The 25,578-nt window shown below is 70.1% G+C and carries 28 protein-coding genes and 1 tRNA gene; 18 read left to right on the forward strand and 11 right to left on the reverse strand.

Translation table 11 applies throughout. The annotated features are described in order from the left end of the window. The first annotated feature begins 113 nt into the window (after positions 1 to 113). The 3 genes from ACWEOZ_RS11375 (at position 114) to ACWEOZ_RS11385 (ending at position 1,812) form a co-directional block, all read left to right on the forward strand. Positions 114 to 584 carry a hypothetical protein gene (locus tag ACWEOZ_RS11375; protein ID WP_451910626.1) on the forward strand — a complete coding sequence of 157 codons (471 nt, stop codon included), beginning with the start codon at positions 114 to 116 and terminating at the stop codon, positions 582 to 584. An 80-nt stretch (positions 585 to 664) separates the two neighbouring features. Beyond that, positions 665 to 1,183: a SigE family RNA polymerase sigma factor gene (locus ACWEOZ_RS11380; RefSeq protein ID WP_451910627.1), complete on the forward strand. Its 519-nt coding sequence runs from the start codon at positions 665 to 667 to the stop codon at positions 1,181 to 1,183. Further along, positions 1,183 to 1,812, forward strand: a complete 630-nt coding sequence (locus ACWEOZ_RS11385; protein WP_451910628.1) for a hypothetical protein — start codon at positions 1,183 to 1,185, stop codon at positions 1,810 to 1,812. Before ACWEOZ_RS11380 ends, ACWEOZ_RS11385 begins: the two co-directional genes overlap by 1 nt. A 102-nt stretch (positions 1,813 to 1,914) precedes the next feature. On the opposite strand, the gene ACWEOZ_RS11390 is transcribed toward ACWEOZ_RS11385, so the two are convergent. Beyond that, positions 1,915 to 1,997: transfer RNA gene (locus ACWEOZ_RS11390), tRNA-Ser, on the reverse strand. A gap of 239 nt (positions 1,998 to 2,236) precedes the next feature. Here ACWEOZ_RS11390 and ACWEOZ_RS11395 point away from each other — a divergent pair. Together ACWEOZ_RS11395 and ACWEOZ_RS11400 are read left to right on the forward strand one after the other, a co-directional pair. Beyond that, positions 2,237 to 4,093: a ricin-type beta-trefoil lectin domain protein gene (locus tag ACWEOZ_RS11395; protein WP_451910629.1), complete on the forward strand. Its 1,857-nt coding sequence runs from the start codon at positions 2,237 to 2,239 to the stop codon at positions 4,091 to 4,093. Between the two features lie 121 nt (positions 4,094 to 4,214). Beyond that, complete coding sequence (locus ACWEOZ_RS11400; RefSeq protein ID WP_451910630.1) at positions 4,215 to 5,189, forward strand: NAD(P)H-quinone oxidoreductase; 975 nt, start codon at positions 4,215 to 4,217, stop codon at positions 5,187 to 5,189. Between the two features lie 6 nt (positions 5,190 to 5,195). Here the strand turns inward: ACWEOZ_RS11400 and ACWEOZ_RS11405 are convergent, their stop codons facing one another. Then, on the reverse strand, positions 5,196 to 5,795 hold the full coding sequence (locus tag ACWEOZ_RS11405) for a hypothetical protein (RefSeq protein ID WP_451910631.1): 600 nt from the start codon (positions 5,793 to 5,795) through the stop codon (positions 5,196 to 5,198). A 236-nt stretch (positions 5,796 to 6,031) separates the two neighbouring features. Beyond that, entirely contained in the window at positions 6,032 to 6,457 is a 426-nt protein-coding gene (soxR, locus tag ACWEOZ_RS11410; protein WP_451910632.1) for a redox-sensitive transcriptional activator SoxR, read from the reverse strand. 89 nt (positions 6,458 to 6,546) lie between these two features. Here soxR and ACWEOZ_RS11415 point away from each other — a divergent pair, with 89 nt between their 5' ends. The 3 genes from ACWEOZ_RS11415 to ACWEOZ_RS11425 are packed head-to-tail and all read left to right on the forward strand — an operon-like array spanning position 6,547 to position 8,560. Further along, a complete protein-coding gene (locus ACWEOZ_RS11415; RefSeq protein ID WP_451910633.1) occupies positions 6,547 to 7,128 on the forward strand; it encodes an NADPH-dependent FMN reductase in 582 nt (193 codons plus the stop codon). Between the two features lies 1 nt (position 7,129). Then, positions 7,130 to 7,768, forward strand: coding sequence for a hypothetical protein (locus ACWEOZ_RS11420; RefSeq protein ID WP_451910634.1), 639 nt, complete (start codon positions 7,130 to 7,132; stop codon positions 7,766 to 7,768). Between the two features lie 12 nt (positions 7,769 to 7,780). Beyond that, on the forward strand, positions 7,781 to 8,560 hold the full coding sequence (locus ACWEOZ_RS11425) for a TIGR02452 family protein (RefSeq protein ID WP_451910635.1): 780 nt from the start codon (positions 7,781 to 7,783) through the stop codon (positions 8,558 to 8,560). Here ACWEOZ_RS11425 and lipB read toward each other — a convergent pair. Further along, the gene (lipB, locus tag ACWEOZ_RS11430) at positions 8,529 to 9,161 is read right to left on the reverse strand and encodes a lipoyl(octanoyl) transferase LipB (RefSeq protein ID WP_451910636.1); all 633 of its coding nucleotides are present in this window, start codon (positions 9,159 to 9,161) and stop codon (positions 8,529 to 8,531) included. The two genes, ACWEOZ_RS11425 and lipB, sit on opposite strands and share 32 nt — an antisense overlap. A 48-nt stretch (positions 9,162 to 9,209) precedes the next feature. Here lipB and ACWEOZ_RS11435 point away from each other — a divergent pair, with 48 nt between their 5' ends. Further along, positions 9,210 to 9,503: a hypothetical protein gene (locus ACWEOZ_RS11435; RefSeq protein ID WP_451910637.1), complete on the forward strand. Its 294-nt coding sequence runs from the start codon at positions 9,210 to 9,212 to the stop codon at positions 9,501 to 9,503. Positions 9,504 to 9,507: 4 nt separating this feature from the next. Then, positions 9,508 to 9,969, forward strand: a complete 462-nt coding sequence (locus tag ACWEOZ_RS11440; protein WP_451910638.1) for a DUF427 domain-containing protein — start codon at positions 9,508 to 9,510, stop codon at positions 9,967 to 9,969. On the opposite strand, the gene ACWEOZ_RS11445 is transcribed toward ACWEOZ_RS11440, so the two are convergent. Continuing rightward, the gene (locus tag ACWEOZ_RS11445) at positions 9,938 to 11,200 is read right to left on the reverse strand and encodes an RNA polymerase sigma factor (RefSeq protein WP_451910639.1); all 1,263 of its coding nucleotides are present in this window, start codon (positions 11,198 to 11,200) and stop codon (positions 9,938 to 9,940) included. The two genes, ACWEOZ_RS11440 and ACWEOZ_RS11445, sit on opposite strands and share 32 nt — an antisense overlap. Next, a complete protein-coding gene (locus ACWEOZ_RS11450) occupies positions 11,137 to 11,478 on the reverse strand; it encodes a YciI family protein (RefSeq protein ID WP_451910640.1) in 342 nt (113 codons plus the stop codon). The genes ACWEOZ_RS11445 and ACWEOZ_RS11450 overlap by 64 nt, the downstream gene beginning before the upstream one ends. Before the next feature lie 336 nt (positions 11,479 to 11,814). Between ACWEOZ_RS11450 and ACWEOZ_RS11455 the strand changes: the two genes are divergently transcribed. The 3 genes from ACWEOZ_RS11455 to ACWEOZ_RS11465 are packed head-to-tail and all read left to right on the forward strand — an operon-like array spanning position 11,815 to position 13,819. Beyond that, entirely contained in the window at positions 11,815 to 12,552 is a 738-nt protein-coding gene (locus ACWEOZ_RS11455) for a C40 family peptidase (protein WP_451910641.1), read from the forward strand. Positions 12,553 to 12,594: 42 nt separating this feature from the next. Then, complete coding sequence (locus ACWEOZ_RS11460) at positions 12,595 to 13,236, forward strand: GNAT family N-acetyltransferase (RefSeq protein ID WP_451910642.1); 642 nt, start codon at positions 12,595 to 12,597, stop codon at positions 13,234 to 13,236. 40 nt (positions 13,237 to 13,276) lie between these two features. Continuing rightward, positions 13,277 to 13,819: a hypothetical protein gene (locus ACWEOZ_RS11465; RefSeq protein ID WP_451910643.1), complete on the forward strand. Its 543-nt coding sequence runs from the start codon at positions 13,277 to 13,279 to the stop codon at positions 13,817 to 13,819. On the opposite strand, the gene ACWEOZ_RS11470 is transcribed toward ACWEOZ_RS11465, so the two are convergent. After that, positions 13,816 to 15,012 carry an ATP-binding protein gene (locus tag ACWEOZ_RS11470; protein ID WP_451910644.1) on the reverse strand — a complete coding sequence of 399 codons (1,197 nt, stop codon included), beginning with the start codon at positions 15,010 to 15,012 and terminating at the stop codon, positions 13,816 to 13,818. The two genes, ACWEOZ_RS11465 and ACWEOZ_RS11470, sit on opposite strands and share 4 nt — an antisense overlap. A gap of 344 nt (positions 15,013 to 15,356) precedes the next feature. On the opposite strand from ACWEOZ_RS11470, the gene ACWEOZ_RS11475 reads away from it, so the two are divergent. Beyond that, positions 15,357 to 15,887 carry a YbhB/YbcL family Raf kinase inhibitor-like protein gene (locus ACWEOZ_RS11475; protein ID WP_451910645.1) on the forward strand — a complete coding sequence of 177 codons (531 nt, stop codon included), beginning with the start codon at positions 15,357 to 15,359 and terminating at the stop codon, positions 15,885 to 15,887. 72 nt (positions 15,888 to 15,959) lie between these two features. On the opposite strand, the gene ACWEOZ_RS11480 is transcribed toward ACWEOZ_RS11475, so the two are convergent. Next, positions 15,960 to 16,673: a class I SAM-dependent methyltransferase gene (locus ACWEOZ_RS11480; RefSeq protein WP_451910646.1), complete on the reverse strand. Its 714-nt coding sequence runs from the start codon at positions 16,671 to 16,673 to the stop codon at positions 15,960 to 15,962. Between the two features lie 265 nt (positions 16,674 to 16,938). On the opposite strand from ACWEOZ_RS11480, the gene ACWEOZ_RS11485 reads away from it, so the two are divergent. After that, the gene (locus ACWEOZ_RS11485) at positions 16,939 to 18,942 is read left to right on the forward strand and encodes a hypothetical protein (protein WP_451910769.1); all 2,004 of its coding nucleotides are present in this window, start codon (positions 16,939 to 16,941) and stop codon (positions 18,940 to 18,942) included. A 160-nt stretch (positions 18,943 to 19,102) separates the two neighbouring features. Here the strand turns inward: ACWEOZ_RS11485 and ACWEOZ_RS11490 are convergent, their stop codons facing one another. Beyond that, a complete protein-coding gene (locus tag ACWEOZ_RS11490; protein ID WP_451910770.1) occupies positions 19,103 to 19,819 on the reverse strand; it encodes a hypothetical protein in 717 nt (238 codons plus the stop codon). Between the two features lie 398 nt (positions 19,820 to 20,217). Here ACWEOZ_RS11490 and ACWEOZ_RS11495 point away from each other — a divergent pair, with 398 nt between their 5' ends. After that, positions 20,218 to 21,777 carry a peptide deformylase gene (locus ACWEOZ_RS11495; protein WP_451910647.1) on the forward strand — a complete coding sequence of 520 codons (1,560 nt, stop codon included), beginning with the start codon at positions 20,218 to 20,220 and terminating at the stop codon, positions 21,775 to 21,777. Here ACWEOZ_RS11495 and ACWEOZ_RS11500 read toward each other — a convergent pair. After that, positions 21,774 to 22,883, reverse strand: a complete 1,110-nt coding sequence (locus ACWEOZ_RS11500) for a globin domain-containing protein (protein WP_451910648.1) — start codon at positions 22,881 to 22,883, stop codon at positions 21,774 to 21,776. The genes ACWEOZ_RS11495 and ACWEOZ_RS11500 overlap by 4 nt on opposite strands. 156 nt (positions 22,884 to 23,039) lie before the next feature. Here ACWEOZ_RS11500 and ACWEOZ_RS11505 point away from each other — a divergent pair, with 156 nt between their 5' ends. Continuing rightward, entirely contained in the window at positions 23,040 to 23,813 is a 774-nt protein-coding gene (locus tag ACWEOZ_RS11505) for a CPBP family intramembrane glutamic endopeptidase (protein ID WP_451910649.1), read from the forward strand. Here ACWEOZ_RS11505 and ACWEOZ_RS11510 read toward each other — a convergent pair. Next, positions 23,800 to 24,450 (reverse strand): hypothetical protein, encoded by a 651-nt coding sequence (locus ACWEOZ_RS11510; protein ID WP_451910650.1) that lies wholly within the window; start codon positions 24,448 to 24,450, stop codon positions 23,800 to 23,802. The genes ACWEOZ_RS11505 and ACWEOZ_RS11510 overlap by 14 nt on opposite strands. On the opposite strand from ACWEOZ_RS11510, the gene ACWEOZ_RS11515 reads away from it, so the two are divergent. Continuing rightward, positions 24,449 to 24,922 (forward strand): hypothetical protein, encoded by a 474-nt coding sequence (locus tag ACWEOZ_RS11515; RefSeq protein WP_451910651.1) that lies wholly within the window; start codon positions 24,449 to 24,451, stop codon positions 24,920 to 24,922. The two genes, ACWEOZ_RS11510 and ACWEOZ_RS11515, sit on opposite strands and share 2 nt — an antisense overlap. Positions 24,923 to 25,578 lie beyond the last annotated feature (656 nt).

The raw sequence follows: 25,578 nt of genomic DNA on the forward strand, positions 1-25,578 counted from the left end.
CACTCACGTCGCCGGCAAGAAGAAAAATTTCTTCCGGTCGGCGACAACCTGGCGGCTGCGATAGGCGTGTGCCCGGATGTAGGCGCTCGTCACACCATCCGGGGGAATCTGATATGTCCGCTCGCCACCGTCTGCTGCTGCCCGTATTCGGCCTCCTGCTCGGCCTCACCGCGTGTAGTTCCACACCGGCCCCGATTGCGGCAGCCCCGCCGTCGACGGCCCCGGCAACAACGGCTCCGGCCACGGAGGCCACCAAGGCGCCGAACACCAAGTCACCGACGCGTCCCGTTGCCACCAAGACGGCCGAAGGCGTCAAGTGCCCATCGGCCAAGACGCTGGAGCGGGTGGCCCGGGACCAGAGCATGCCGGCGGAGGAGGCCCTCCCGGAGGACTCGGACTTCGTTCAGGTGAAGTGTTGGAAGGAATGGGCTACGGCCGGCGTGAAGGGCCCGTATCCCGGTGACGGCGTCTACCTGTTCCGGCACAGCGCCGGCTCGGGCTGGCAGTACCACAGCCAGGGCAGCGGATACCACTGCCAGGACCTCGGCATCAAGGAGGACGCCCCATTCTGTGACGCCTCCTGAGCCCAGCGAACGGGGGCACCGTCATGGTCAAGATCGATTACGGTGTGCGGCAGAGTCGGCCCGGAAAGCAGATGCCAAGCATGTCGCATTCGACAGACGACATTTTCGCGGACTTCGTGCGAACCCGGTCACCGGCGCTGCTGCGGACGGCGTTCCTGCTGACCGGCGACCGGCACCTCGCCGAGGACCTCGTGCAGGAGGCGCTGGCTCGTACCCATCGGGGCCGGCATCGGCTGGCCGACCCCGGGCACTTCGAGGCGTACACCCGCACGGCCATGTACCACCAGCAGGTGAGCCGGTGGCGCCGCCGCAAGCCGGCCGAGTCGCTGCCGGGCGAGCTGACCGACGTGGTCCAGCCCGGCAGCGACCACGCCCGGCGTACCGATCTCAAGCTTGCCCTGCACGAGGTCCTGGCCCAGCTCACCCGGCGGCAACGAGCCGTGCTGGTGCTGCGGTACTTCGAGGATCGCAGCGAGGCGGAGACCGCGGACCTGCTGCACTGCTCGGTCGGCACGATCAAGAGTCAGACCAGCAAGGCACTGGCTCGCATCCGGAAACTGGCGCCCGACCTGCTCTCGGCCGCGATGGAGGAAGCGTGATGACCGACAACCTCGGCCCGCTGCGTAAGGCCATGTCCGACCTGTCCGAGCACGGCGGAGCCACCGACATGTACGACCGTACGCTGCGCCGGTCACGCCAGGTGCAACGACGCAACCGCATCGCCACCGGCACCGCGGCGGCCGTGGTGGTGTTCGCGGTCGCCGGCGCCGTACCGTTCGTCATCGGCAGCCGCCCGCATCCGTTGACCCCGGCCGCGACCGCAACGCCACCGCCCAGCACCACCCCGGCCTCGGTGGCGCCCAGCATCACTCCGAGTCGCCCGGAGCCGAGCGCCACCAAGCCTTCGTCGAAGACGCCGAAGTCCACCCACACCACCGAGCGTCCGCAGTACCCCGACTGCCCCTCGGCGAAATCCCTGGAACGGATCGCCCGCGACCTGCCGCCGGACGAGGCCTTGCCGGACAACTGGCAATTCCCCGCCTCGACCGTGGAGTGCTGGCGGACGTGGGCCACGGCCGTCCCGAAGGGCCCGGACACGGGCGACGGGGTCTACCTGTTCCACTACAAGTCGGATACGGGCTGGCGCTATCACAGCCAGGGCAGCGGCTACCAGTGCGCGGACCTGGGCATCACCAGCGGCAATCCGCCGTTCTGCAGCAGGGACTGAGCTTCGATCCGTGGATCGGCTCGGGCGTGATCGCCGGGCCGGGGTCGAGAAGTCGTGGTCGCGGCGAGCGAGATCAAGCGCTCCGCGGTGAGGGCGGGTGAGCGGAGGGCGTGGGATTCGAACCCACGAAGGTTTCCCTTACCGGTTTTCAAGACCGGCGCCATCGGCCACTAGGCGAGCCCTCCCGTACGGCGGCACTCAGTCTGCCAGATCGACGCGCGCCGGGATGGAAGGGACGGGTCGCCCAGCGCGCCGCCGCCTGAGCGAAACTTATATTAACTCTCTTAACAGGCATCTGAGCTGCGGGAACACCCCCGCACAGCAGGACGGCGACGGTTGACACCGCATCGACCCGCATGGTTATTGTTCGCTGCCTTTCCTATCCCGGCCAGGCCCCCACCTTCGGTCAAGGGAGTTCCCCACCATGCCCGTCCCCGGAAGAAGGACCGCGCTCGTCGCCGCCGCTGTGCTCGCGGCCGGCGCCGGCATCGTGCTTGCCCCCAGCGCGTTCGCCGCCAACGAGCAGGTCAACATCTATCTGACCACCACCAGCGACAGCGGCGGCCGCGCCGTGACCCGCGGCCTCCAGCAGCAGACCCCGGTCGCCTTCGCCGGCAGCACCGGCAGCGCCAACCAGACGATCACGGTCAACGAGAACACCACCTACCAGCAGTTCGAGGGCGCCGGCGCCTCGTTCACCGACACCGCTGCCTGGCTCATCAACGGCAGCGGGGCGCTGTCCGCGGCCACGCGCAACGACGTGATGACCAAGCTTTTCAGCCCCACTGCCGGCATCGGGGTGAGCGCCACCCGCAACGTCATGGGCTCGTCGGACCTTGCAAGATCCAGCTACTCGTACGACGAAACCTGCTGCGACGTCAACGACTTCACGCTGGCCCGGGACGTCGACGTGCTCGCGCTCACCAAGCAGGCCCGCAGCCTCAATCCCAGCCTGGTCGTGATGGCTTCGCCCTGGTCCGCGCCCTCCTGGATGAAGGACAACAACAGCTACGACCAGGGGTACCTCAAGGCCGAGTACTACAAGGCGTACGCGCAGTACTTCGTCAAGTACATCCAGGGGTACGCGGCTCAGGGCGTACCGGTCAATTACGTCACTGAGCAGAACGAGCCCGGCTGCTGTCCCGGCTATCCCTCCATGCAATGGAGCGTCTCCGGTCTGCAGTCGTTCGCCAAGAACGACCTGCTGCCGGCGCTGCAGTCCGCCGGGCTCAGCACCAAACTGCTGGTGCACGACTGGAACTACAGCGACTACGACACCTGGGGCGCGCCCCTGGTCAACGACGCGGCGATCCGCAACCACCCGAACTTCGGCGGCGTCGGCTGGCACGGTTACGGCGGCGATCCGAGCAAGGCCACCACGGTACGCAACCAGTACCCGGCCATGAACCAGTACTTCACCGAGCATTCCGGGGGCACCTGGGTCGGCAATCAGCAGGCCGAGGATATGAACAACCTCATCGACTACACCCGCAACTGGGCGCGGTCGTGGACCAAGTGGAGCCTCGCCGTCGACCAGAACATGGGTCCGCACAACGGCGGCTGCGGCACGTGCACCGGCCTGGTCACCGTGCACAACGGGGACGGGCGCAGCGGGCAGGTCGACTACACGATCGAGTACTACACGATGGGTCACCTGACCAAGTTCGTGAAGCCCGGTGCGGTGCGGATCGACTCCACCGCGAACGCGACCGTCAAGAACGTGGCCTGGAAGAACCCGGACGGATCCAAGGCACTGATCGCGTACAACACCAGCGGCAGTGCGCAGACCGTCAAGGTCAACTGGGGCGGGCAGTCCTTTGTGTACAGCCTGCCGACCAAGACCTCGGCGACTTTCACCTGGGGCGGGACCCAGGGCGGGGGTACGGCGCCGGCCACGCGTACCGGTGCGATCTCGGGTCTGGGCGGCAAATGCCTGGACGTGACCGGAGGCTCCACCGCCAACGGCAACCTGCCGCAGCTCTGGACATGCACCGGTGGCCCCAACCAGACGTGGACCGTCGGTTCCGACAACACGGTCCGTGGCCTCGGTAAGTGCCTCGATGTGTCGAACAACTCCACCGCCGACGGCGCCGCCGTTCATCTGTGGGACTGCATCGGCACCGTAGCCAGCCGGAAGTGGACCGTGAGCAACGGATCGCTGGTCAACACGGCTTCCGGCAAGTGCCTTGATGTCAAGGACAACAACACCGCCGACGGGGCGAAGCTGCAGATCTGGGCGTGCACCGGCGCCGCCAACCAGAGGTGGACCATGCCGGCGTAAGCCGTCCCGATCGGGGTACCAGGCGGGCACCCCCAAGAGACGGAAGGCCCGCGGGTGGCGGTGGGTGCCACCCGCGGGCCTTCTCCTGTTTTTGTCGTACGCGTCGGGCAAGCTGATACCCATGCACGCGATCACGATCGAAGACCCCGGCGGCCCCGAAGCCCTCGTCTGGACCGAGGTGCCGGACCCGTCCCCGGCCGCCGGCGAGGTGGTCGTCGAGGTGACAGCCGCGGCGGTCAACCGGGCCGACGTGATGCAGCGGCAGGGCCATTACCCACCCCCGCCGGGCTCTCCGCCCTATCCCGGCCTCGAAAGCTCCGGCGTTATCACCGCGATCGGCGCCGACGTGACCGGCCACCACGTGGGCGAGCGCGTCTGCGCGCTGCTGTCCGGCGGTGGCTATGCCGAGCAGGTGGCGGTGCCCGCGGGCCAGCTCCTGCCGATCCCACAGCAGATGTCCGTGCAGGAGGCTGCGGCTCTGCCCGAGGTCGCCTGCACCGTCTGGTCGAACGTGGTCGACATCGCCCGGCTGCGCAAGGGCCAGACGCTGCTGATCCACGGCGGAGGCGGCGGCATCGGCACTTTCGCGATCCAGCTCGGCAAGGCCCTGGGCGCCCGGGTGCTGGTCACCGCCCGCGAGGCCAAGCACGAGCAGCTGCGCGCGCTCGGAGCCGACCTCGCCATCGACTACACGGCGGCCGATTTCGTGGCGGAGACCCGCGAAGCCACCGACGGCCGGGGCGTCGACGTCATCCTGGACATCATCGGCGCGAAATACCTGGACCGGAACGTGGCCGCGCTGGCCCCGGACGGCCGCATCGCGATCATCGGCCTCCAGGGCGGCCGCCGCGGCGAGCTCGACCTGGGCGCGCTGATGGCCAAGCGCGGATCGGTGTCCGCGACGACCTTGCGCGCGCGTCCGGCTGCCGACAAGGCCCGGATCGTCAAGGGCGTGCGGGAGCGGGTGTGGCCGCTGGTCGACGCGGGTGCGATCCGCCCGATCATCGACCGGACGTTCCCGATGGCGGAGGCCGCGGCGGCCCACCGCCTGATGGAGAGCAGCGACCACCTGGGCAAGATCCTGCTGCTTCCCTGAGCGGGCTCAGACCTGGAAAGCGGCGATGCCGGAGAAGACGCGCACCCGCCAGCTGCAGTCGGCCGAGGTGCTGACCTTGAAGAAGCCGTTGCGGGCACCGGCGTGGCCGTTCAGGGTCAGGCTGCCGGCCGGCTGGGCGCCGTGGACGTATTCGGAGCCGCCGCCCTGGCCGGTCCAGGCCAAGTGGACGAACGGCGAACCCTCCTGCGGGCACGTCCACGAGAAGATCGCCTTGTAGTCCTGGGTGGGGATCCGGATCGTCGGGCTCTGCCACGCGCCTGTCTGCTGCGACCAGCCGGCGATCTCCCGCGAGCGGCGCTGAAAGACCTGCACCGCGTCCAACCGGGCGGCGTTCTTACGGCTCGTCGAGCCCGCGTAGACGGCCTTCCACGTGCCGGTGGTCTGCGCGACGGCCCGGTGGCTGAAGTGCCCGGCGTCCGTCGTCGTCGCGAAGCCCTGGTAGGTGAACGAGTTCGCCGGGGTCCCGTTCGCGTGGAAGTAGAAGTCGACCCGGGCCTGGTTGCCGCGCGCGGTCCGCCACACCCGGCCGGACAGGGTCACGGCCTCGCCCTTGGCCACCGGCTCCGGCGCCGCATCAAAGGTCATCCGCACCGCCGCCGGCGCCGCGCCGAGATTCCGCCCCGCCGAAGGCGTCGCGTCAAGCGTCGACCGCACCGCCGCCGGCGCGGCTTGGGCGGGCAGCGCCTGGCCAGGAAGCACCGAAGCCACAACAGTCAGAACGGCAAGCAGGGTGGAACGGCGCATCAGGGGAAACGACCTCTCGCAAACCTCGGGGGATATGTCCAATTTGCCAGGTTCGGCATCCCGAAGCAATCACCCGCTCAGAGCAGCCGGCGCGGCCCCGGCCCCGCCCGGCCGAGCTCGTCGTCCGGGTTGATCAGCGGGCACCGGTCGATCGACATGCACCCGCACCCCACGCACCCGGTGAAGTCGTCCCGCAGCTGTTGCAGGTGACGCATCCGCCGGTCCAGCTCCTCCTGCCAGCAGTGCGACACCCGGGCCCAGTCCTCCCGGGTCGGCGTGCGGTTGTCCGGCAGCAGCGCCAGGATCGCCTGCACCTCCTTCAGGGGGATGCCGACCCGCTGGGCGATCCGGATGAACGCCACCCGGCGCAGCGCGTCGCGGCGGTACCGGCGCTGGTTACCGGCCGTGCGCCGGCTGCTGATCAGGCCCTGGCGTTCGAAGAAGTGCAGGGCGGACACCGCGACCCCGCTGCGGGCCGCCAGTTCCCCGACGCTCAGCTCCATTCGACCCCACCTCACGCTCGCTGCTTGACCTCAACATTAGTTGGGGTTTTAGCGTCAGTGCCGTCACTGCACCGACCGAGGAGGACCCCATGTCCGCACATCCGCTCCGCGTCGCCGTCATCGTCGCCAGCACCCGGGAGGGCCGCTTCGGGCCCACCGTCGCCGCCTGGTTCGCCGGCGAGGCCGCGGCCCGCACCGACGTGGACGCCGAGATCATCGACCTGGCCGGCCCCGACCCCGATGGCGGCCTTCAGGCCGAGACCGGTCCCGGTGCGGAGACCGAACCGATCACCGCTCGGCTCGCAGCGGCCGACGTGTTCGTGATCGTCACCCCGGAGTACAACCACAGCTATCCCGCACCGCTCAAGGCTGTGATCGACAGCCACTTCCGGGAGTGGCACGCCAAACCCGTCGGCTTCGTCTCGTACGGCGGGTTGTCCGGCGGATTGCGCGCCGTCGAGCATCTGCGGCCGGTCTTCGCCGAGCTGCACGCCGTCACAGTGCGCGACACGGTCAGCTTCCACGGCGGCCGGTCGTGCTTCGGCCCGGACGGCCGCCCGCTCGATCCCCGCGAGCCCGGCGCCGCCGCGCATCGGCTGCTGGACCGCCTCACCTGGTGGGGCGTCACCCTGCGCGACGCCCACCAGGCTCGCCCGTACGTGGCGGTCTGAGGTGCGGATCAGCGCGGAGTTTCCGAACCCGGCCCGCAGTGACGCGGCCTTTGTGGTGTCCGGCGAGTGGGCGGTGGGCAGCGCCGATCAGCTGGCGGCCGCCGCGGAGGCCGTCATTGCCGCCCGGCGACGTGGCCCGTGGCCGGACGGGCTCTTGGCGTACTCGCTTTTCATCGACGCGGACGGCGATCTGCTGCGTGACTACGCACAGTGGACAGATGAGGGTGCAGCCGGACAAGAGCCCGACATCGAAGCAGTCCGCCGGGACCGCACCGCATATCACCTGTACCGGGGCGGCAGATCAGCCGCGGCCACGCCCCCGGGCGCGATGGTGGCCGTGCGGGTCGACACGGACGGCGACGCGCTCGCCCGTACCTGGGTGGATGCGGTCTTCGAGGCCCTGGACCAGGACGCGGACCTGCCCGCCGGTGGGCTGGGCGCGTTCTTCCATGTCAGCACCGACGGCCGGCGCGTGCTCAACTACGCCGAATGGGTCAGCGCCGACGCGCATCGCCGAGCCCTGGCGGCCACCGGCCGCGGGATCTCGTCCGGGCCGCTGTGGGACAAAGTCCAGACCATGCCGGGGGTACGCCCGCAGAGCGTCACCCGCTACCACCTCTACCGAACGCTGACCGCCTAGCCTGAACTCATCATGAGCGCACGACTGAAGGCCATCGCCCGCGAGACCGTGGAGATCGCCGAGCGAGGCTGGTACCGCGATCCGCGGGGCGCCGAGGTGCGCGTCGACGCCGGGCCCGCGATCGCCGGCACCCGGCTCTACCTGCCCACCGACGAGCTCCCCGAGAGCGTGCCCGGGGTGGCAGGGCGCGTCGAGGTCACGGGCGAGTCCACTCTGGCCGCCGCACGGCGTCTCGGTGGTGATGTCGCGGCGCTGGTCTTCGCCTCGGCCCGGAGTCCGGGCGGCGGTTTCCTCAACGGGGCCCAGGCCCAGGAGGAAAGCGTCGCCCGCAGTTCGGCGTTGTACCCGTGCCTGCGCGCGGCCGATGAGTTCTACGCGTTCCACCGGGCCCAGGCCGAGCTCACCTACACCGATCGGGTCATCTACTCGCCGGGCGTGCCCGTCTTCCGGGACGACCAGGCGACGCTGCTCACGCCGTACCCGGTCACGTTTCTCACCGCGGCCGCGCCCAATCTCTCCGCGATCCGGCGCGATCAGCCGGAGCTGGCCGCCGAGGTTCCCGCGATCCTGCGCCGCCGGGCGCGGCGGGTCCTCGCGGTCGCCGCCGCGCGCGGCCATCGCCGGATCGTGCTGGGGGCATGGGGTTGCGGGGTCTTCGGCAACGACCCCGCGACAGTGGCGGAGGCCTTCGCCGCGGCGTTGATCGCTCACCCGATGGAGCACGTCGTCTTCGCGGTCCTGGGTCCGAACCGCGACGAGTTCACGGCTGCTTTTCCAGCTGCCGGAAGATAGCGTCACGGACCTCCGCCTCGGTCGGCATCGGCACGCCCTCGGTCGCCGCGAGCTGCCGCAGCGAGGTCATCGCCACGTCGTCGAGGCTGCACGCCACGAACGAGTCGAAGACCGACAGGTCCGGGTCGATGTTGAGGGCGAAGCCGTGGCTGGTCACCCCACCGCGGATGCGCATGCCGATCGACACGAGCTTGCGCCCGTCCGGCGTCCACACGCCGACCAGGCTGGGCGAACCCTTCGGCGTGTCCCGGCGGACCGTGCGGAAGCCGAGCTCGGCCAGGGCCGCGATCAGGCTGTTCTCCAGCCACCGGACGACGTCGCCCGGCCCGCGTGCGTGCAGGTCGACGACCAGGTAGCCGACCAGCTGGCCGGGACCGTGGTAGGTCGCGTGGCCGCCGCGGTCGGCGAGCACGGCCGGGATCCGGGCCAGGTCGCCCGGCAGGTCGGTGAGCGGGGTCGTGTGCCCGTAGGTGATCACCGCCGGGTGGCTGAGCAGGAACAACCGGTCCGGTGCGGTGCCGGCCCGGCGTTCGGCCGTCCAGCTCGCCATCCACTGCATCGCCTGCTCGTACGGCACCTCGCCGAGGTCCACTCGCTGCATGTCCTCCAGTCTGCGTCGCGCGACGGCGTCGCTGCGATACTCGCCGGCATGACGGATCAGGGACCCCTGCGGATCGTGGCACTGGTCGAGATGGCCGCCGGGCACGCCGAGGCCGGCAGCCGGTACGAGGACGAGGTGCTGGCCCTGCTCACCCGGTACGGCGGCACGGTGGAACGCCGGCTGCGCACCACGGACGGCCGCTCGGAGGTGCACATCCTGGCGTTCGAGTCCCGGGCCGGCTACGAGGCCGTGCTCGCCGACCCGCAACGGCTCGCGTTGCGGGACGCCCTGGGTGACGCGGCACCGACGACGCGGGTGCTCGAGGTGAGCGACGTACCGTGAAGTGGTGGAATCCGTCTGGGACTACCCGCGCCCGCCGCGGCTCGAGCGCAGCGCCGCCCGCATCACCGTGGTGCACGCCGGGGTGACCCTGGTCGACAGCGATCAGTGCTGGCGGGTGCTGGAGACCTCGCACCCGCCGGTCTACTACGTGCCGGCCGCCGCCATCGCCCCCGGCACCCTCGAACGGGCCCGGGGCAGCTCGTTCTGCGAGTTCAAGGGCACCGCGGGCTACTGGGATCTGGTCGTCGGCGAGATCCGGGTGGCCGACGCCGCTTGGTCCTACGAACGGCCGTCACCCGCGTACGCGGAGCTGGCCGGGGCGGTCGCCTTCTATCCGAGCCGGGTGGACGAGTGCCGGGTCGACGGTGAGCTGGTCCGCCCGCAGGAGGGTGACTTCTACGGCGGGTGGATCACCTCGGACATCGCCGGACCGTTCAAAGGTGGTCCGGGGACGAGGGGCTGGTGAGCTCCCGGGCCTGCCGCAGGAAGGCGACCTCCGCGGCGTTGCCGGTCAACTCGGCCGCCCGGGTGTAGGCCACCGCCGCCTCCTCGGCCCGGCCCAGCCGTCTGAGCAGGTCGGCCCGCACCGCGTGGAACAGGTGGTACCGGCTGAGGTCGAGCGCCTCCACCAGCGGCAATGCCGCTGCCGGGCCGGACACCTCGGCCACCGCCACCGCGCGGTTCAGCGCCACCACCGGGCTGGGGGCGAGGGCCATGAGTTGGCCGTAGAGCTGCAAAACGGCGGGCCAGTCGGTCGCGGCCACGCTCGGCGCGGCACTGTGCACAGCATTGACGGCCGCTTGCAGCTGGTACGGACCCGGCTGTCCCTTCCGTACGCATTCGCGGATGATCCGCTGCCCCTCGGCGATCAGTGCCGCGTCCCAGCGGGACCGGTCCTGGTCGGCGAGCCGGATCATCGCGCCGTCCACAGTGGTGCGGGCCGAGCGGCGGGCGAGAATGAGCAACTGCAACGCAAGTAAGCCCTGTACCTCGGGTTCCGCGGGCACCAGCCGGGCCAGCAGCCGGGTCAGCCGGACGGCTTCGGCGCACAGGTCGTCGCGGGTCAGCGTGGGGCCGGCTGCGGCCGCGTACCCCTCATTGAAGATCAGGTACAGGACGGCCAGGACGGGCCGCAGCCGGCCCGGCAGCTCCGCGTCGCCGGGCACCCGGTACGGGATGCCCGCGTCCCGGATCTTGCCCTTGGCCCGGACGATGCGCTGGGCCATGGTCGGCTCCGGCACCAGGAACGCCCGGGCGATCTCCGGTGTGCTCAGTCCACCGAGCAGCCGGAGCGTGAGGGCGACCTGCGCCGGCTGGGCCAGCGCGGGATGGCAGCAGGTGAAGATGAGCCGCAGCTGGTCCGTCTCCTCCTCGGCCGGTGACGCCGGGATCAGCATGGCCGCCTCGGCCTCCTTCGCGGCCCGGATGGACTCGCGCCGCAGCCGGTCGACGGCCCGGTTACGGGCGGTGGTGATGAGCCACCCGGCCGGGCTCGGTGGCACGCCCTCAGCCGGCCACTTCGCGCTGGCCACCGTGAACGCGTCCTGCACCGCCTCCTCGGCGAGGTCGAGATCGCCGAGGACCCGGGTCAGGACCGCGACCGCGCGGCCGTACTCGGCCCGGAAGACGTCGGTCAGGTCTGGAATGGCCGCACCTCCACCGGCAGGGTGGTCGCCGCCGCCATCCGCTCGCCCCATGTCAGGGCGGCGTCCAGGTCCGGGGCGGTGATGACGGTGAAACCGCCGACGAACTCCTTGCTCTCCAGGAAGGGCCCGTCGGTGAGCAGCACCTCGCCGTCGCGGGCCCGGATCACCGTGGCCGAGCTCGGCGGGCACAGCCCGGCGGAGAACACGAAAGCGCCGGCGTTCTGCATGTCCTGAGCGATTGCCGCCAGTTCGGCCATCACCGGTTCGAGGACCTCCGGCCCGGGCGGCGGTCCCTCCGGCTGATAGATGCTGAGCAGGTATGTCTTCACGTTTTCCTCCTCACGATGGATGACATATACACGTTCGGGGCACGCTCAGCTCGACACCCCGGGAGCATTTTTTTTCGGTTCTTCGTCACGTGGCGCCGAATGTGTGTTGGCATGGTCGACGGAATTACCTATATCGCCTGGGTTCCCATTGTCGCCGTTTCACGGATGACAACCGGCGCGGCGGCACCATCCGTCGCACCGAATTGGGATTCGCGTGAGAGCCCCGGGCCGAACTCGGAGGCTTCGCTGTCCCGTCCGTCCACCGGCCGCGTCCTGGCCGCCGGCGCCCTCGCGCTCGCCGTGAGCACGCCGGTTCTCGAATCCGTCGAAACTCCCATGGGCCTGCCGAACCCCGCACCGGCCGCCGCGCCGGCCGTGGTGGAGAGCCAGCCGGCTCTGGTGGACCGCGCGGCACTGCGCGCTTCGCGCTCGGCAGTGCGCCGGTCCGCCGCCCGTCCGGCTGCGGTCGCGCTGCGTGCGGCGCAGCGCTCCGCCCAGCGGGAGACGAAGAAAATCCAGGAGGTACGCCGGGCAGCCCACGCCCGCCACGTCGCCCAGGTCAGGGCGGCCGCCCAGCGCCGGATCGCCGTCCGGCGGGCGCTCGCCGCTCGCCGTGCGGCCGCCCGTCAGGCCACGGCGATGGTCAAGCCCCGGGCCGCGGTGCGGCCCGCGGCCAAGCACCGCGCCGCGCCCCAGCGCCGGGCAGTGCCCAAGCGCCGGGCGGTGACCCGGGTACGCACGTCGATGCGGATGTCCTCGGTGATCGCGTACGCCCGTTCGCAGATCGGCAAGACGTACCGGCGCGGCGGTGAGGGGCCGAACGCGTTCGACTGCTCGGGATTCACCAAGCGTGCGTACGCCCAGGCCGGGCTCAGCCTGCCGCATTCCTCGGGAGCCCAGGCGGCCCGCGCCCGGACCGTTTCCCGGGCCGCCGCGCAACCCGGTGATCTGGTCGTGGGGCCGGGGCACGTGGGGATCTACATGGGCGGCGGAATGATGATCGACGCCGGCAACTCGCGGACCGGTGTCGTTTACCGGCGGCTCTACCCTGGGTTGCACATCGAGCGGTTCTAAAGGATTGGCGCCGGCCGGTGACGAGCCGCGAGAATCCCTCGCATGATCACCGATCACTGGCCACTGTTCGGGCTGCGGCTGCACACGCCGCGGCTCGAACTGCGCGTTCCGGACCTGGCCGACCTCGCGCAGCTCGCCGAGGTCGCCGCCGCAGGCGTGCACGACCCCGGGCAGCAACCGTTCGTGGTGCCGTGGACCGACGGCACCGCCGAGGAAGTGGCCCGCAGCACGTTGCAGTTCCAGTGGCGGATGTGGGGCCAATGGGCGCCGGACAACTGGTCGCTGCACTTCGTGACAGTGCACGACGGCCAGGTCATCGGCACCCAGGCGCTCGACGCCCGGCAGTTCGCCACGCTGCGCGAGGTCGGCACCGGATCGTGGCTGGGCCGCGCCCACCACGGCCGGGGCTTCGGCACCGAGATGCGGGCGGCCGTGCTGGACCTGGCGTTCACCGGGCTGAACGCGCAGTGGGCGGTCACGGAGGCGTTCGCGGACAACGCGGCCTCGTACGGCGTCTCGCGCAAGCTCGGCTACGCCGACGACGGCATCGCCCGGCACGTGGTCCGCGGGGAGGCGGTGGTGGGCCGGCGGCTGCGGCTGGACCGGGCCGGCTGGGCGGCGGCCCGCACTGTCGGCGTACGGATCGAGGGTCTGCCGCCCTGCCTGCCCATGTTCGGCTGCTGAATCCTGCACTCGCGGCCCGGACCTGCCGATAGGGCAGGGTATGAGGAAGAAGTCCGACGCGGGCTTCACCATGATCGACGTGCTGGTCTCGATGAGCGTGATGGTCGTGGTGCTGGCCGCGGCCACCGCCGGGATCTCGTCGATGTACCGCACGGCGAACGCCGTCGACGCCAGGTCGGTCGCCCAGGCCCAGCTCGGCTTGGCGCTGCAGCGTCTGGACCGGGAGATCCGGTACGCCGAGGGCATCAGCCAGGAATACCAGGTGAACGGCGACTGGTACGTGGACTTCCTGACCGTCCAGGGCACCGAGCGGCAGTGCCTGCAGCTGCGGCTGACCGGCGGGCAACTGGCTCAGCGCAGCTGGGTGCCCGACAAGAACCCGCTGACCCGTACGCCGTGGAAGCCGCTCGCCGACGGGATCACCTCGGCGCAGCCGTTCGACTACGTCCCGCCGTCGGACCTGATCGGCTACCAGCGCCTGACCCTGGATCTGCGATCCGGCAAGGACGCCAACAATGCGACTTTCACCGCGCTGAACACCACCCGTACCAGCCGTAACGACTACTGCGTGGCCGGGCGTTAGGCGCGGGGCAGCGTCAGCCGGACTGTCGTGCCGACACCCGGCTCACTGTCCAGGTGGATGCTGCCGTGGTGGGCTTCGATGATCAGGTTGACGATCGACAGGCCGAGGCCGGGCCCCGGCGCTGCCATCCGGTCGGCGGCCGCGCTGCGGAAGAACCGGTCGAAGACGTGCGGCAGTTCAGCGGCGGGAATGCCCACCCCGGTGTCGACGATGACGATCTCCGGCTCGTCGCCGGCCGTACCCCGGACGATGATCTCGCCGCCCGGCGAGGTGAACTTGATCGCGTTGACCACCAGATGGTTCAGCGCCTGGCCCAGCCGCCGGCCGTCGCCGCGGGCGAGCACCGGCTGGTCCATCAGGTTGTGCAGAGCCACGTCCCGGTGCTCGGCCAGCGGCCGGCAGGCCGTGGTCACCTGGTGCACGAGCTCGGCCAGATCCAGCTCGGCCAGGTGCAGCTCCATGCCGCTCTCGTTGAGCCGGGCCACCGTCAGCAGGTCGTCGATGAGTCGCAGCAGCCGGTCGGAGTTGCGCTGCATGACCGCCAGGAAACGCTGCGACGTCTCCGGGTCGAAGCCGTCGGCCAGCAGGATCTCCAGATAGCCGCGGATCGACGTCAGCGGGGTCCGCAGCTCGTGGCTCACCCCGGCGAGGAACGAGTCCTTCATCCGGTCGAGCTGGCGCATGCGGTCAGCGATGGTCCCGGCGTGCTGGGCGTAGCGGCGCAGCTCGAGCTGGACGGAGGTGTGCCGGGCCAGACAGCGCAGGGCGCGGCGCTGTGACGCGGTCAGCGCACGCGGCACCTTGTCGAGAACGCAGATCGTGCCGACGGCGTGGGTGCCGTCGAGGAGGACCGGCGCGCCCGCATAGAACCGGAATTCGTCGTGGGTCACGAACGGGCTCGTGGCGAAACGGGGATCGGCGCAGGCGTCGGGCACCTCCAGCACGTCGTGCTCCTGGATGGTGTGGGCGCAGAACGACTCGTCGCGGGGTGACTCGTCGTAGTCGATCCCGACCTTGGCCTTGATCCATTGCCGCTCGGCGTCGACCAGGCTCACCATGCCGACCGGCGTCCCGCAGATCTCCGAGGCCAGCAGGGCGATGTCGTCGAAGTCTTCCTCCGGCGGGGTGTCGAGCACACAGGCCTCGTACAGGGCGGCCAGGCGGCCTTCCTCACCGGGCGGAGCGACTCTCACCTTCTGATGCTCTCATCGCTTCACGGCATATGTCTGAGTTCGGGCGGCTATCCCACATAGCAGTCGGCACCCGTCGCGGAGGGCGGGTGCCGACTTGCTGGACGCCGGGAGGCGACCGATCGCAACCGAGCGCGGGGATCTCTGCCCTGCGCACCCGGTCGGATGTCTGACACCACTATCGCCCGGGGCAAGCCCGCGCACGCGCACCACCTGTGCGTTTCTGCATCCGCGGCGGATATCAGGCCGAAAGATGTGTGACACCTCACCCGGTTACCGTCGGCCAACGGGGGAAGTCAGCAAACGGTGCCATGTGGGTGCCGGACGACGTGGAAGGACAACCGAGCATGAGCCTGGAGCGAGCCGAAGCGCCGGATCCGTACGACATCCTGCCGTCCGTCCCGGCCTTCACCCTGACCAGCGCGGACGTAGCGGACGGCCGACCGCTCGACGAGCTGTACGCGCACACCAGCGTCGGCGGCAAGAATCTGTCCCCACAGCTCTCCTGGTCCGGCTTCCCGGCAGAGACCCGTAGCTTCGTCGTGACCTGCTTCGACCCTGACGCGCCCACGGGCAGCGGCTTCTGGCACTGGGTGGCCGTGAACCTGCCGGTCTCGGTGACGGAGCTCGACCGGGGAGTCGACCCGCTGCCGGAAGACGCCTTCACCGTACGCAACGACTACGGCGACACCGGCTACGGCGGCGCCGCCCCGCCGCCCGGTGACCGCCCGCACCGCTACGTCTTCGCCGTGCACGCCATCGACGTCGACCGGCTCGAAGTGGGCGCGGACGCCACCCCGGCGTACGTCGGCTTCAACCTCGCGTTCCACACCCTGGCCCGGGCCACGATCCGGCCCACGTACCAGGTCAAGGGCTGACGCCGAGCCCCGCACACGGAGAAGTCCGCCGGATCACGGATCCGGCGGGCTTCGTCGAGCGGAGCGGTGCGGTCAGCCGGGAACCTTGGCGACCACGAAGACCGACTGGCCGAACGGCGGCTTCACGATGCTCTCGGCGGCCTTGGTGATCGGCAGCACGACGCTGTCGTAGACCTTGACCATCGGGCCCTCCTTCGGGGCCAGCTTGAAGATGCTCGTCGCGCCGTAGTAGCCGATCAGGCCCAGGGCGTTCGCGTAGTGCAGCTTCTCGATGGTGAGGCCGGCCTCGGTCATGGCGGCGCGCATCGTCTTCTTGGTGTAGCGGCGGATGTGGCCCGTCGCGATGTCGACCTGGCTCATCGCGAACATGAAGGCCGGCACGATCAGGATGATCCGGCCGCCGGGGCGCACCAGGTCGGCCATGCTGCGCAGCGCGCCGACGTGGTCCTCGATGTGCTCGAGGACGTTGTACGACACGGCGGCGCTGTACTCACCGTTCGCGTCGGGCGAGGGCAGCAGCATCTGCCGCACGTCGATGTTGTCGTGGTCGGCCAGGCGCTCCTTGAGCTGCACCAGCCGGTCAGGGTCGGCCTCCGTCGCGGTGAAGCGGGGCAGGTGCTCCGCCCACTCCAGTGCGTAGTCGCCCAGGCCACTGCCGATCTCGATCGGGTTGTCGCCCAGGTACGGGAGGGCGAGCTCCACGAACCACCGGCGGTGGTTCACGGCCGTGGCGAGGCCTTCGAGCACTTCGGACTGGATCCGCTGGTCTCCAGTGATGTCTGCCATAAGTAAGGTTCCCTCGTCTTGCCGATCCGAGCTGACAGCGGGACCGGAAGAGTTAACCATCCGCTGCGCGCAACCGAAAGTTGAGCGGGGGGCGCCCGCTCATTTTTTGCCTGATTGAGACATTGACCCGTGGGTACCCACCGGCCTTACCCATCATGCACTGTGCGGGCCAGTGACCGGAAATACATGCTTAGATATCGGGTCGATCACGCCTGCGCCGCCCGTCACAACACTGTTACCAACCTCGGTTAGGCTCGCCGATGCTATGACGATTACGGGTATTGACTCGACAGGCCAGTCGGCCGGTGGGAACGTTCTGCCGCCCGACCCCGCCGCCGACGCCGAAGACCTGGACGCGGAGCTGCGCGCGCTGGAAAGCGAGGTCGCCGTCGCGCCGATCTCGGTCATACCCGCTGTTGACGCCTCGGTCGTACCCGCAGTTGACGCCCGGCCCGGTGGCGAGGCCGCCCGGCAGCCCGAGCCGGCGCCGCGCCTGCGGTGGTGGCGGTCTCTCACCTGGCGAGATGTTCTCGCAATAGTCACCTTCATTGCGGTAGCGGTCTTCATCACCGCCCCGTTGTGGCTCAATCTTGATCATGAGTTGCGCGATGATCCTCAGGATCAGGCATTCTTTGAGTGGATGTTGGCGCACGGTGCACGCGTGCTCACGGATGGCGTTTATCCGTTCTTCTCGGATCGCATGAATTACCCCGATGGGGTGAACATGATGGCCAACACGTCGGTGTTGGCCGTTTCGCTGCCGATGACGCCCGTCACTGCCATCTTCGGGCCGCATGTGGCGTTCAACGCGTTTCTTACGCTGGCCTTGGCAGTCACCGGCATTTCGTGGTATTTCGTGCTGTCCCGCCAGTTCGTCAGCTCCCGGCTGGCGGCGTGGGTCGGCGCGCTGTTCGCCACCTTCGCGCCGAGCATGATCTCGCACGCCGGCGGCCACCCGAACATCGTCTCGCAGTTCCTGGTGCCGCTGATCATCTGGCGCACGCTCGCCCTGCGGACACCGGGCCGGATGGTCCGCAACGGGCTGCTGCTCGCCGGCCTGCTGGTCTGGCAGGCCTTCATCAACCTCGAGATCCTCTTCATGACCGCGGTCGGGCTGGGCATCTTCTGCGTGGTGATGGCCGTCACGCGGCGCCGCAGCCAGCCGGGCGAGATCGCCACCTTCGTGCGCGGACTCGCTGTCGCGGCCGGTGTCACGCTGGCCGCGCTGGCCTACCCGCTTTACGTGCAGTTCTTCGGGCCGCAGAGCTATCACGGGCTTCCCGAGTTCGTCCGTTACTTCGGGGCCGACCTGGGTTCCTTCACCGCGTACGCGCAGCGCTCGATCGCCGGAAACAGCGTGACCGCGGGCCGCCTCGCCCAGAACGCCGCCGAGGAGAACGCGTTCTTCGGCTGGGGGCTGGTCATTCTCTTCTTCGGCCTGGTCGCCTGGATGCGTCGTAGTGTGACGATCGTGACATTGGCCGGCGTGGCTCTGTTCTTCGGCGCGATGTCCCTCGGCCCGCGCATCCGGCTCAACGGCGTCGACACCGGCGTCCCCGGCCTCTGGTCGCTGCTGCACAGCGTCCCGATCCTCAACTCGGCCGTGCCGACCCGCTGGGCCCTGGCCATCGCGCCGATCGTTGCCATCATGCTGGCCCTGGGCGTCCAGCGCGCCTCGGAGCTGATGAAGGCCCAGCCGGCCGCCCGCGGCCCGGTCCGAGTGGCGATGATCACCGCGGTGGCCATGGCGCTGGTACCGCTCACGCCGACGCCGCTGCGCACGGTCCCCATGGACCCGGTTCCGGCGTTCGTGACCTCGGGTGCCTGGAAGCAGTACGTGGACGAGGACCACACGCTGGTCGCCCTGCCCCTGCCCGACAGTTCATATCCGGACCCGCTGCGCTGGAGTGCCTACACGGGCCAGGACATGCGGATCGTCAGCGCGTACGCCCTGCTGCCGAGCCGCAATCCGCTCGATCCGACGGACCGCTCGGCCCAGTTCGCCCCGCCGTGGCGCCCGACCAGCGGCCTGATGGCGTCGATCAAGCAGGGCAATCCGATCCCGGAGATCACCGAGACCCGCCGCGAGATGACCCTGGCCGACCTGCGGTACTGGAAGGCGGGGGTGGTGGTGCTGACCCCGCAGGTCCGCGACATCGAGATGCTGCGGGCGATGACCCAGCTGCTGGGCTTCCAGCCGACCTGGACCGGCGGCGCCTGGGTCTGGAACGTCCGCAACCTCGTCGACGCCCAGAAGGTCGACCAGTAAGCGCGGCTCACAGTCAATCCGGCATCAGCGCTGCCGGAAAGTTCGGAGCTGGTCGTCGCTCTGCCCGAGCCCGCGAGGCGCATCGTGCCGTCAGCAAGCTCGGCATGCAGGGCAGCCCGCAGCGCATCCACAGTCGGCTCGGTGAGCCGGCTCAGGGTCACTACTTGATGCAGCAGCCCACGCAGACCTTGGGCTTGGGCAGGGTGAAGGCCAGGCAGCAGGTCTTGCGCTGCACGTCCAGGTTTCCGCCGCGCCCCGGGACCAGCTCGATCAGGTCCTCGACCCCGAGCGTGCCCAGCAACGTGGCGATCGTCTCCGCCGACGAGCCCGGCAGCACATCCGCCGACCGCAGCACCGCGTAGGCCACTCCCGACGACAGCGACCCCAGCAGCGTGCGCTGACCCAGCCGCACCTTCGTGTGGATCGCGTCGAGCAATGGCGTCAGGTGCTCGTCCAGCAACGAGCGCCGCAGCTCCTCCAGCAGTGCCGCCTCGTCCGCGACGACCCGGACCTGGGCCAGGCCGCTCAGCGCCAGCGGGTCGGACGGCAGCACCGCCACCGTGATGTCGCTGCGGAGACCGAGAGTGACCAGCGGCCGCGGGTCGTTGAAGTGCATCAGCACGTCGGTGCCGGTCAGCAGCGGCACCCGGCGGGCGGAGGCCCAGCCCAGCACGGCCGGCAGGGCCAGCCAGTACGTGTATGCCTTCCAGGCCAGCGCGGCCGCCGCGTGCGGCTGGGCCTGCCAGCGTTCGCGGGACGAGTCGAGCAGGGTGTCGAGGCTGGCGCCGGTCAGGTCGGACGTGGGCTGCCAGCCGGCCGGGTCGTGGACCGTGAGGTCCGGCGCCAGGCCGGGCAGCTCGGTGCTCGTGCCGAACATCGCCCGCAGGGTCGCGGTCACCGGCGCCAAAGGCTGCGCGGGGTGGGCGGAGTGATCGGAGACGACACGATCGAGAGCTGTGGTCACCGGCGTGCGCCGCTCAGGGAGAGGCAGCGCGGCTTCATCCGCTGGATCACCACTGTCACCTCGCCACGCTTCGCTGGTCAGGACGGCCCACCATACCTTGTTAAGGCTAACCTAACCACGCCAGCAAAACCCCCACATACCCGGCCCCGGACAGGTGTTCTTCGGGGAAATACCCCCAGCAAGGGTGACCTAACCGAGCGTTGCGCCGTTGCCGGTTTCGTCAAGGTATCTGTCGGCAACGCGCTACTAGCCCCATGCGGACACCGGAAGACATGGACACTGAAATTCCTGTCGCAAAGGGGACATCCGTGATGACCACCTCGCCTGTCGAGAGGGCTGCCGACCACTTCGTGTCGGCGCTCGCGCAATGGCGGGTCGAGCGCGGGATGACGAAGAAGCAACTCGCCGCGCGCATGGGGTTCGATCCGTCCTACGTCAGTCACGTCGAGGGCCGCCGGCACAAGCCCACCGAGGACTTCGCCCGGCGTGCGGAGGCGGTCCTGGCCGCCGGTGGCGCGATCTGGCAGAGGTTCCAGGAGTACGACGAACTGCGGCACGCCCGCGGCCCCGTCCTGCACCGGGACCCTCCCGTGCCCGCGCAGTGGATGCCGCCGGGCACCGGCCTCATCGTCGAGCAGGAGGTCGCCGAGCTCACGTACACCGAAGGGGCCTATCGGTGTGTGATCCGGCGGGCGCTCTACAACGCCGGTGTGGAGCCGGTCACCCGCTATCTGGTGAAGATCGCCGTGGACCGGTATCCGCACGATCCGCAGGGCTCCAACCGCCACCACCGCCAGCATCCGCTCAGCTTCGAGGAGATGGATCTGCGCGCGGTGGCCGGCGAGGGCGCCGCCACCGAGCCGATGCAGTGGCGGCTCAAGCTCGACCGGGACGCCGCCAAGGAGGTCTGGCTGCTCTTCGCCAACGACCACGGCCAGTTCCCGCTCTATCCCGGCGAGCGCACCACGATCGAGTACGCCTACACCGTCGGCGAGGAGAAGTGGGGGCAGTGGTTCCAGCGGGCCGTGCGCCTGCCCACCCGCAACCTCACCGTACGGCTGAACTTCCCGGTCGAGTTCGAGCCGCAGGTGTGGGGGGTCGAGACCTCGCTCGCCGCCGAGGTGCCCGTGCGTACCCCGTTGGAGCGGCACAACGACGCCCGCCGCGCCGTCTTCGAGTGGTCGACCGACGCGCCGCTGCTCAACGCCCGGTACCGCCTCGAGTGGCGGTTCCGCGGCGAGTCCGCACCGACCACCCCGGACGAAGGAGTCCCCAAGCCCCGCAACGGCCAGGAGCGCCGCACCAACGGCCATGAGCTGAGAGCGAGCCAGCGGATGCGCGGAATCGGCATCGTGCAGCGCGGCGCGGATCTGCTGCGCCAGCGCGCCCGGCACTTCCAGCTGCCCCGGGAGGAAGCGGCCGCCCGCGACGCGGTCGCCGGGCTGCGGGCCACCCTCGAACGGCTGGAGGGGCTGCACGACTTCAGCAAGGGGGTGGGACTGGCCGCGTCGCAGATCGGCCTGGCGGTTGCCGCCGCCGTGGTACGCCCACCCGAACGCGGAGCTGAGTCCGTGGTCCTGCTGAACCCGCGGGTCGTCGACGAATCGAGCGAGACCGACGAGCAGTACGAGGGCTGTCTCTCTTTCTTCGATTACCGCGGTCTGGTGGTCCGGCCGTTGCGCGTCGACGTGGAGCACGCCCGTTTCGACGGCACCCGGGTCATCACCTCCTTCGAGCGGGCCATGGCCCGCCTGGTCAGCCACGAGATCGACCACCTCGAGGGCCGGCTGTACGTGGACCGGATGGTTCCCGGGGCCAACCTCGTGCCGGTCGAGGAGTACCGCCAGACCGGCCAGCCGTGGAACTACTAGTCGGAGAAGCTGTCGTACTTGATGCGTACGGATGGGACCTGGAGCTCGGCCAGGGTCCGCAGGGTGGCCTTGACCATCTTGCCGGAGCCCGACACGAAGAAGTCGTGCTCGTTCCACGGGCCGTAGCGGGCCACGACGTCGGAGATGTTGCCCTGCTCGCCGGGGAACGTCGGGTCCTCGCTGCACGCGGTCACCACGGAGAGCCAGGGGTAGCGGGCGGCGAGCCGGTTCAGCTCGGCCAGGTCGTAGAGGTCCTCGCGGGTACGGGCGCCGAAGAAGACGTGCACCCAGCGCGTCCGGTTGTAGCGGGTCAGTTCCTCGAGCAGTGACTTGACCGGGGCGAGGCCGGTGCCGCCGGCGACGAAGACCGCGTCGCGGGTGGAGCGCCGGTCCAGGTTCATCGAGCCCATCGGCGCGGCCAGCCGGATCATGTCGCCGACCTCCAGCCGGCGCACCAGCGCGCTGGAGACCCAGCCCGCCCCGACCGCCTTGACGTGGAACTCCAGGGTGTTGTCGCGCCGGGGAGCGTTCGCCGGCGAGTAGGTCCGCCAGAGCCTGGGCTGGAAGCGCGGGCATTCCAGGCTGAGGTACTGGCCCGCGCGGTACTCCAGCGGCTGCATCGGCATGACGGTGAAGACGGCGATGTCGGTCGCCCGGCGTTCGTGCGCGGTGACCTCGGCGTACCAGTACGGCGGGTTGGTGTCGGCCTCGGCGCCGGCGAGCATCTTGGCCGCGATCACCGCGTACGCGTCGGCCCAGGCCTGGTCGTACTCGACGCCCCACTGCTCGCCCGCGAACTGCCGCATCGCCTCGATCAGCGCCCCGCCGACCACCTCGTAGTGGGCTGGTTCCACGTGGAACTTGCGATGATCACGACCGAGGGACCGGAGGTACTCGTCGAACTTCTCCGGGTCCTCCAGCGTCTGCACGGCGGTGACGATGGCGTTGAGCAGCCGGGCTCGCTGGACGTCCATGTGCACGGGGAACAGGTCCCGCAGGTCCGGGTGTGACAGGAAGATCCGCGCGTAGAAGTAGCCGGCAACCTTGTCCTGATGCTCCTCGACGAGGCTCCAGCTCTCCTTGAGCAAACGCGCGAGGTCTCCCATGCCTTCAGCCTGGGGAAAACAGCGCGTAACGCATCGCACCCGAAGTGCGATGTACGCCGCACAATTGCCGACACACGGCGAGTCGCTTGCCCCGATAGGTCCGAATATGCATGAACGCGATCACTCGAACGGTGGAGTCGAATCTAGAGTGGTCGGGTGACGGTAGCTCTAGATCGGCCGCAGGCCACCCGCAAGCAGCTGCGCCTGGAGATAGGGATCGTCCTTTTGCTGTCCCTGGGCCAGTCCGCGGTCTATGCGGTCGTGTCCCTGGTGGCGAAGCTCACGGCCGGCAAGCCGCTGTCCCAGCAGACGGCCACGCTGAACCCGTCCCAGTCGCCGCGGCCGTACCTCGATCTCACGTACCAGTTGCTCGGGATCTTCTTCGCCCTGATCCCGGTCCTGCTGGCGCTCTATCTGCTGAACCGCGACCGGCTCGACCCGGCGCGCACCCTCGGCATCGACTTCCGCCGCCCCGCCGGCGACGCCGGCTGGGGCACTGCCCTGGCCGCGGCCATCGGCATCCCCGGCCTGCTCCTGGTGTACGCGGCCGCGACGCTCGGCCTGAACGCCCAGATCGTGCCGGCCGCCCTGCAACCGGTGTGGTGGGCCGTCCCGGTGCTGATCATCGCGGCCATGCAGAACGCGATCCTGGAAGAAGTGATCGTCGTCGGCTACCTGATGACCCGCCTGCGCGAGATGGGCTGGCGCATCGGCTACATCGTCGCGGCCAGCGCGGTCCTGCGCGGCTCGTACCACCTGTACCAGGGCTTCGGCGCGTTCGTGGGCAACGCCGTGATGGGCGTCGTGTTCGCACTGTTCTTCCTGCGCAAGGGCAGGGTCATGCCGCTGATCGTGGCCCACAGCCTGCTCGACATCGCCGCCTTCGTGGGCTACACCCTGCTGCCCAAGGACTGGCTCAGCTGGCTGTGACCGAGCCTCGGCTCAACGCGCGGTAGTGCACGGTCGCCCGGGCCGCCATGGCCCGCGCGGCGCCCCGGCTGGTCAACGTGGCGACCAGCAGGCTGGTGCCCGGGAAGAAATGATTGATCGCCCGGACGGCCGCCCACCCGCCGGCCTGCGCGGCGATCATCCGGCCCAGCCGCCAGGTGGCGTCGGTGAGCCCGCTGTTGTCGTAGCTGTGCTGCTCGGCGGTGGCGAGGGCCGCCACCGCGTCCTCCCGGACGGGATGCACCCGGGTCAGGACCAGCAGGTCGACCGCGCGCTCCCGGTCGGTCGGGTCCAGGCCGTACGCGGCGGCGACGTGCAACGCCAGCTCGGCGTGCGTGTAGGCGGCCGCACCGAGCAGCGCGATCGGCGCGTACGACCCGGCGACCGCGGCGAAGACACTGCTGACACTGCCGAACCGGGTGAACTGCGAAACGGCCAGCCGGGCCAGCGCGTCCGGGCCGGCGCCCGGGTAGGCGGCGCGGGTGCGGGCGACCCACTCGCCGGCCCGCGGGCCGATGGTCTGCAGAGCGGCGAGGGCGAGCAGCTCGGGAGCGTGGCCGGGATCGGCGATCAGCGCGGGCCAGGCCTCGGTGCGCACGCCGGACAAGGTGTCCGCCATGGCGGCGACGGCCGGCGGCAGGGTCGGGACAACGGGGACGGCAGCCCCCGGCTGCCCCGGGGCCGTAGCCGGGGGCTCGGCAGCCGGGGATGTCGCCTTTTCCTGTACGACGGCAGCCAGGCTCGGCGTGTCCTCGGGGATCAGCTCGTCGTCCGCGGAGGGCGCGTTGCCCTTCACGGCCGATCCGTTGTCGCTCGCTGATCCGTTGTCGGTGGCCGGTTGCCGGCTCGGCGGCGTCTGCGCCGGCGTGGCGGTGCGCGGCTCATCGGGCACTGTGGTCATGTCCGGGGTGACCACGGCCGGAGCGATCTCCGCGGCGGCTGCCTTGATGGTCGCCGCTGCCTTCTTCGCGGACCTCGCCGCCTTCTTGACCGGCGCTGCCTCGCCTTGCGTCGGCGTCGCTTCGGGCCGGGCTGCCTTGGACGGCGCTGTCTCCGGCCGCGTTGCCTTCGCCGGCGTCGCCTCGGGCTGAGGCGCTTTCGCCGGTGCCCCCGTGGACGGGGCCTGCTTGGCAGGCTGTGCGTCCTGTCGGGTTGGCTCGGCGGTCGTCGTCGCCGCGGCGGGAGTTGTCGTGGCGGGAGGGGTGGCTTTGCGGGGCTGGCGCTTCGCGGGCGTCGCCTTGGCCGGGGGCGTCGCCTTGGCCGGGGGCGTCGCCGTGGCGGCGGGCGTTGCTTTGGCCGGCGGGGCGCTTTCCGTGGCGGGCGTGTCCGTTGCGGCCTCGACGCGGGGCGCGGCCGACTTCGCGGCGGCTTGGGTCCTGCTGCGGCTGGGCGGCTGGTTGCCGGTGCTCGGGCGCTGCGGGCTCTCGCCAGGCGGCGGGGCCGGGGTCGGGGCGGGAGCCGACCTCGCGCGGCGTTGCGGGGCCGTTGCCTTGCGCGGCGTGGACTCCGCTGGATCGCGTTGCGGGCGGGGCGACGGTGTTGCTTCTGGTGCGTCTGTGCCCGTACCGGAAGAGGTTTTGTCGGCAGCCGGTGGCCGGAAGGTCACCGCCGGGGGTGCCTTCGCCGGTTTGGCCTGGGGAGTTGGCTGGTCAGGCGTGCTGAACGCGGGGTTGGACGTCCGCGGACGGCGCTGCTTCGGCTCGTTCTCCTCCATGCCGAGGCAGCCTAGTCGCGTGGCGGTCATTTC

This window comes from Actinoplanes sp. NPDC004185, assembly GCF_053603475.1.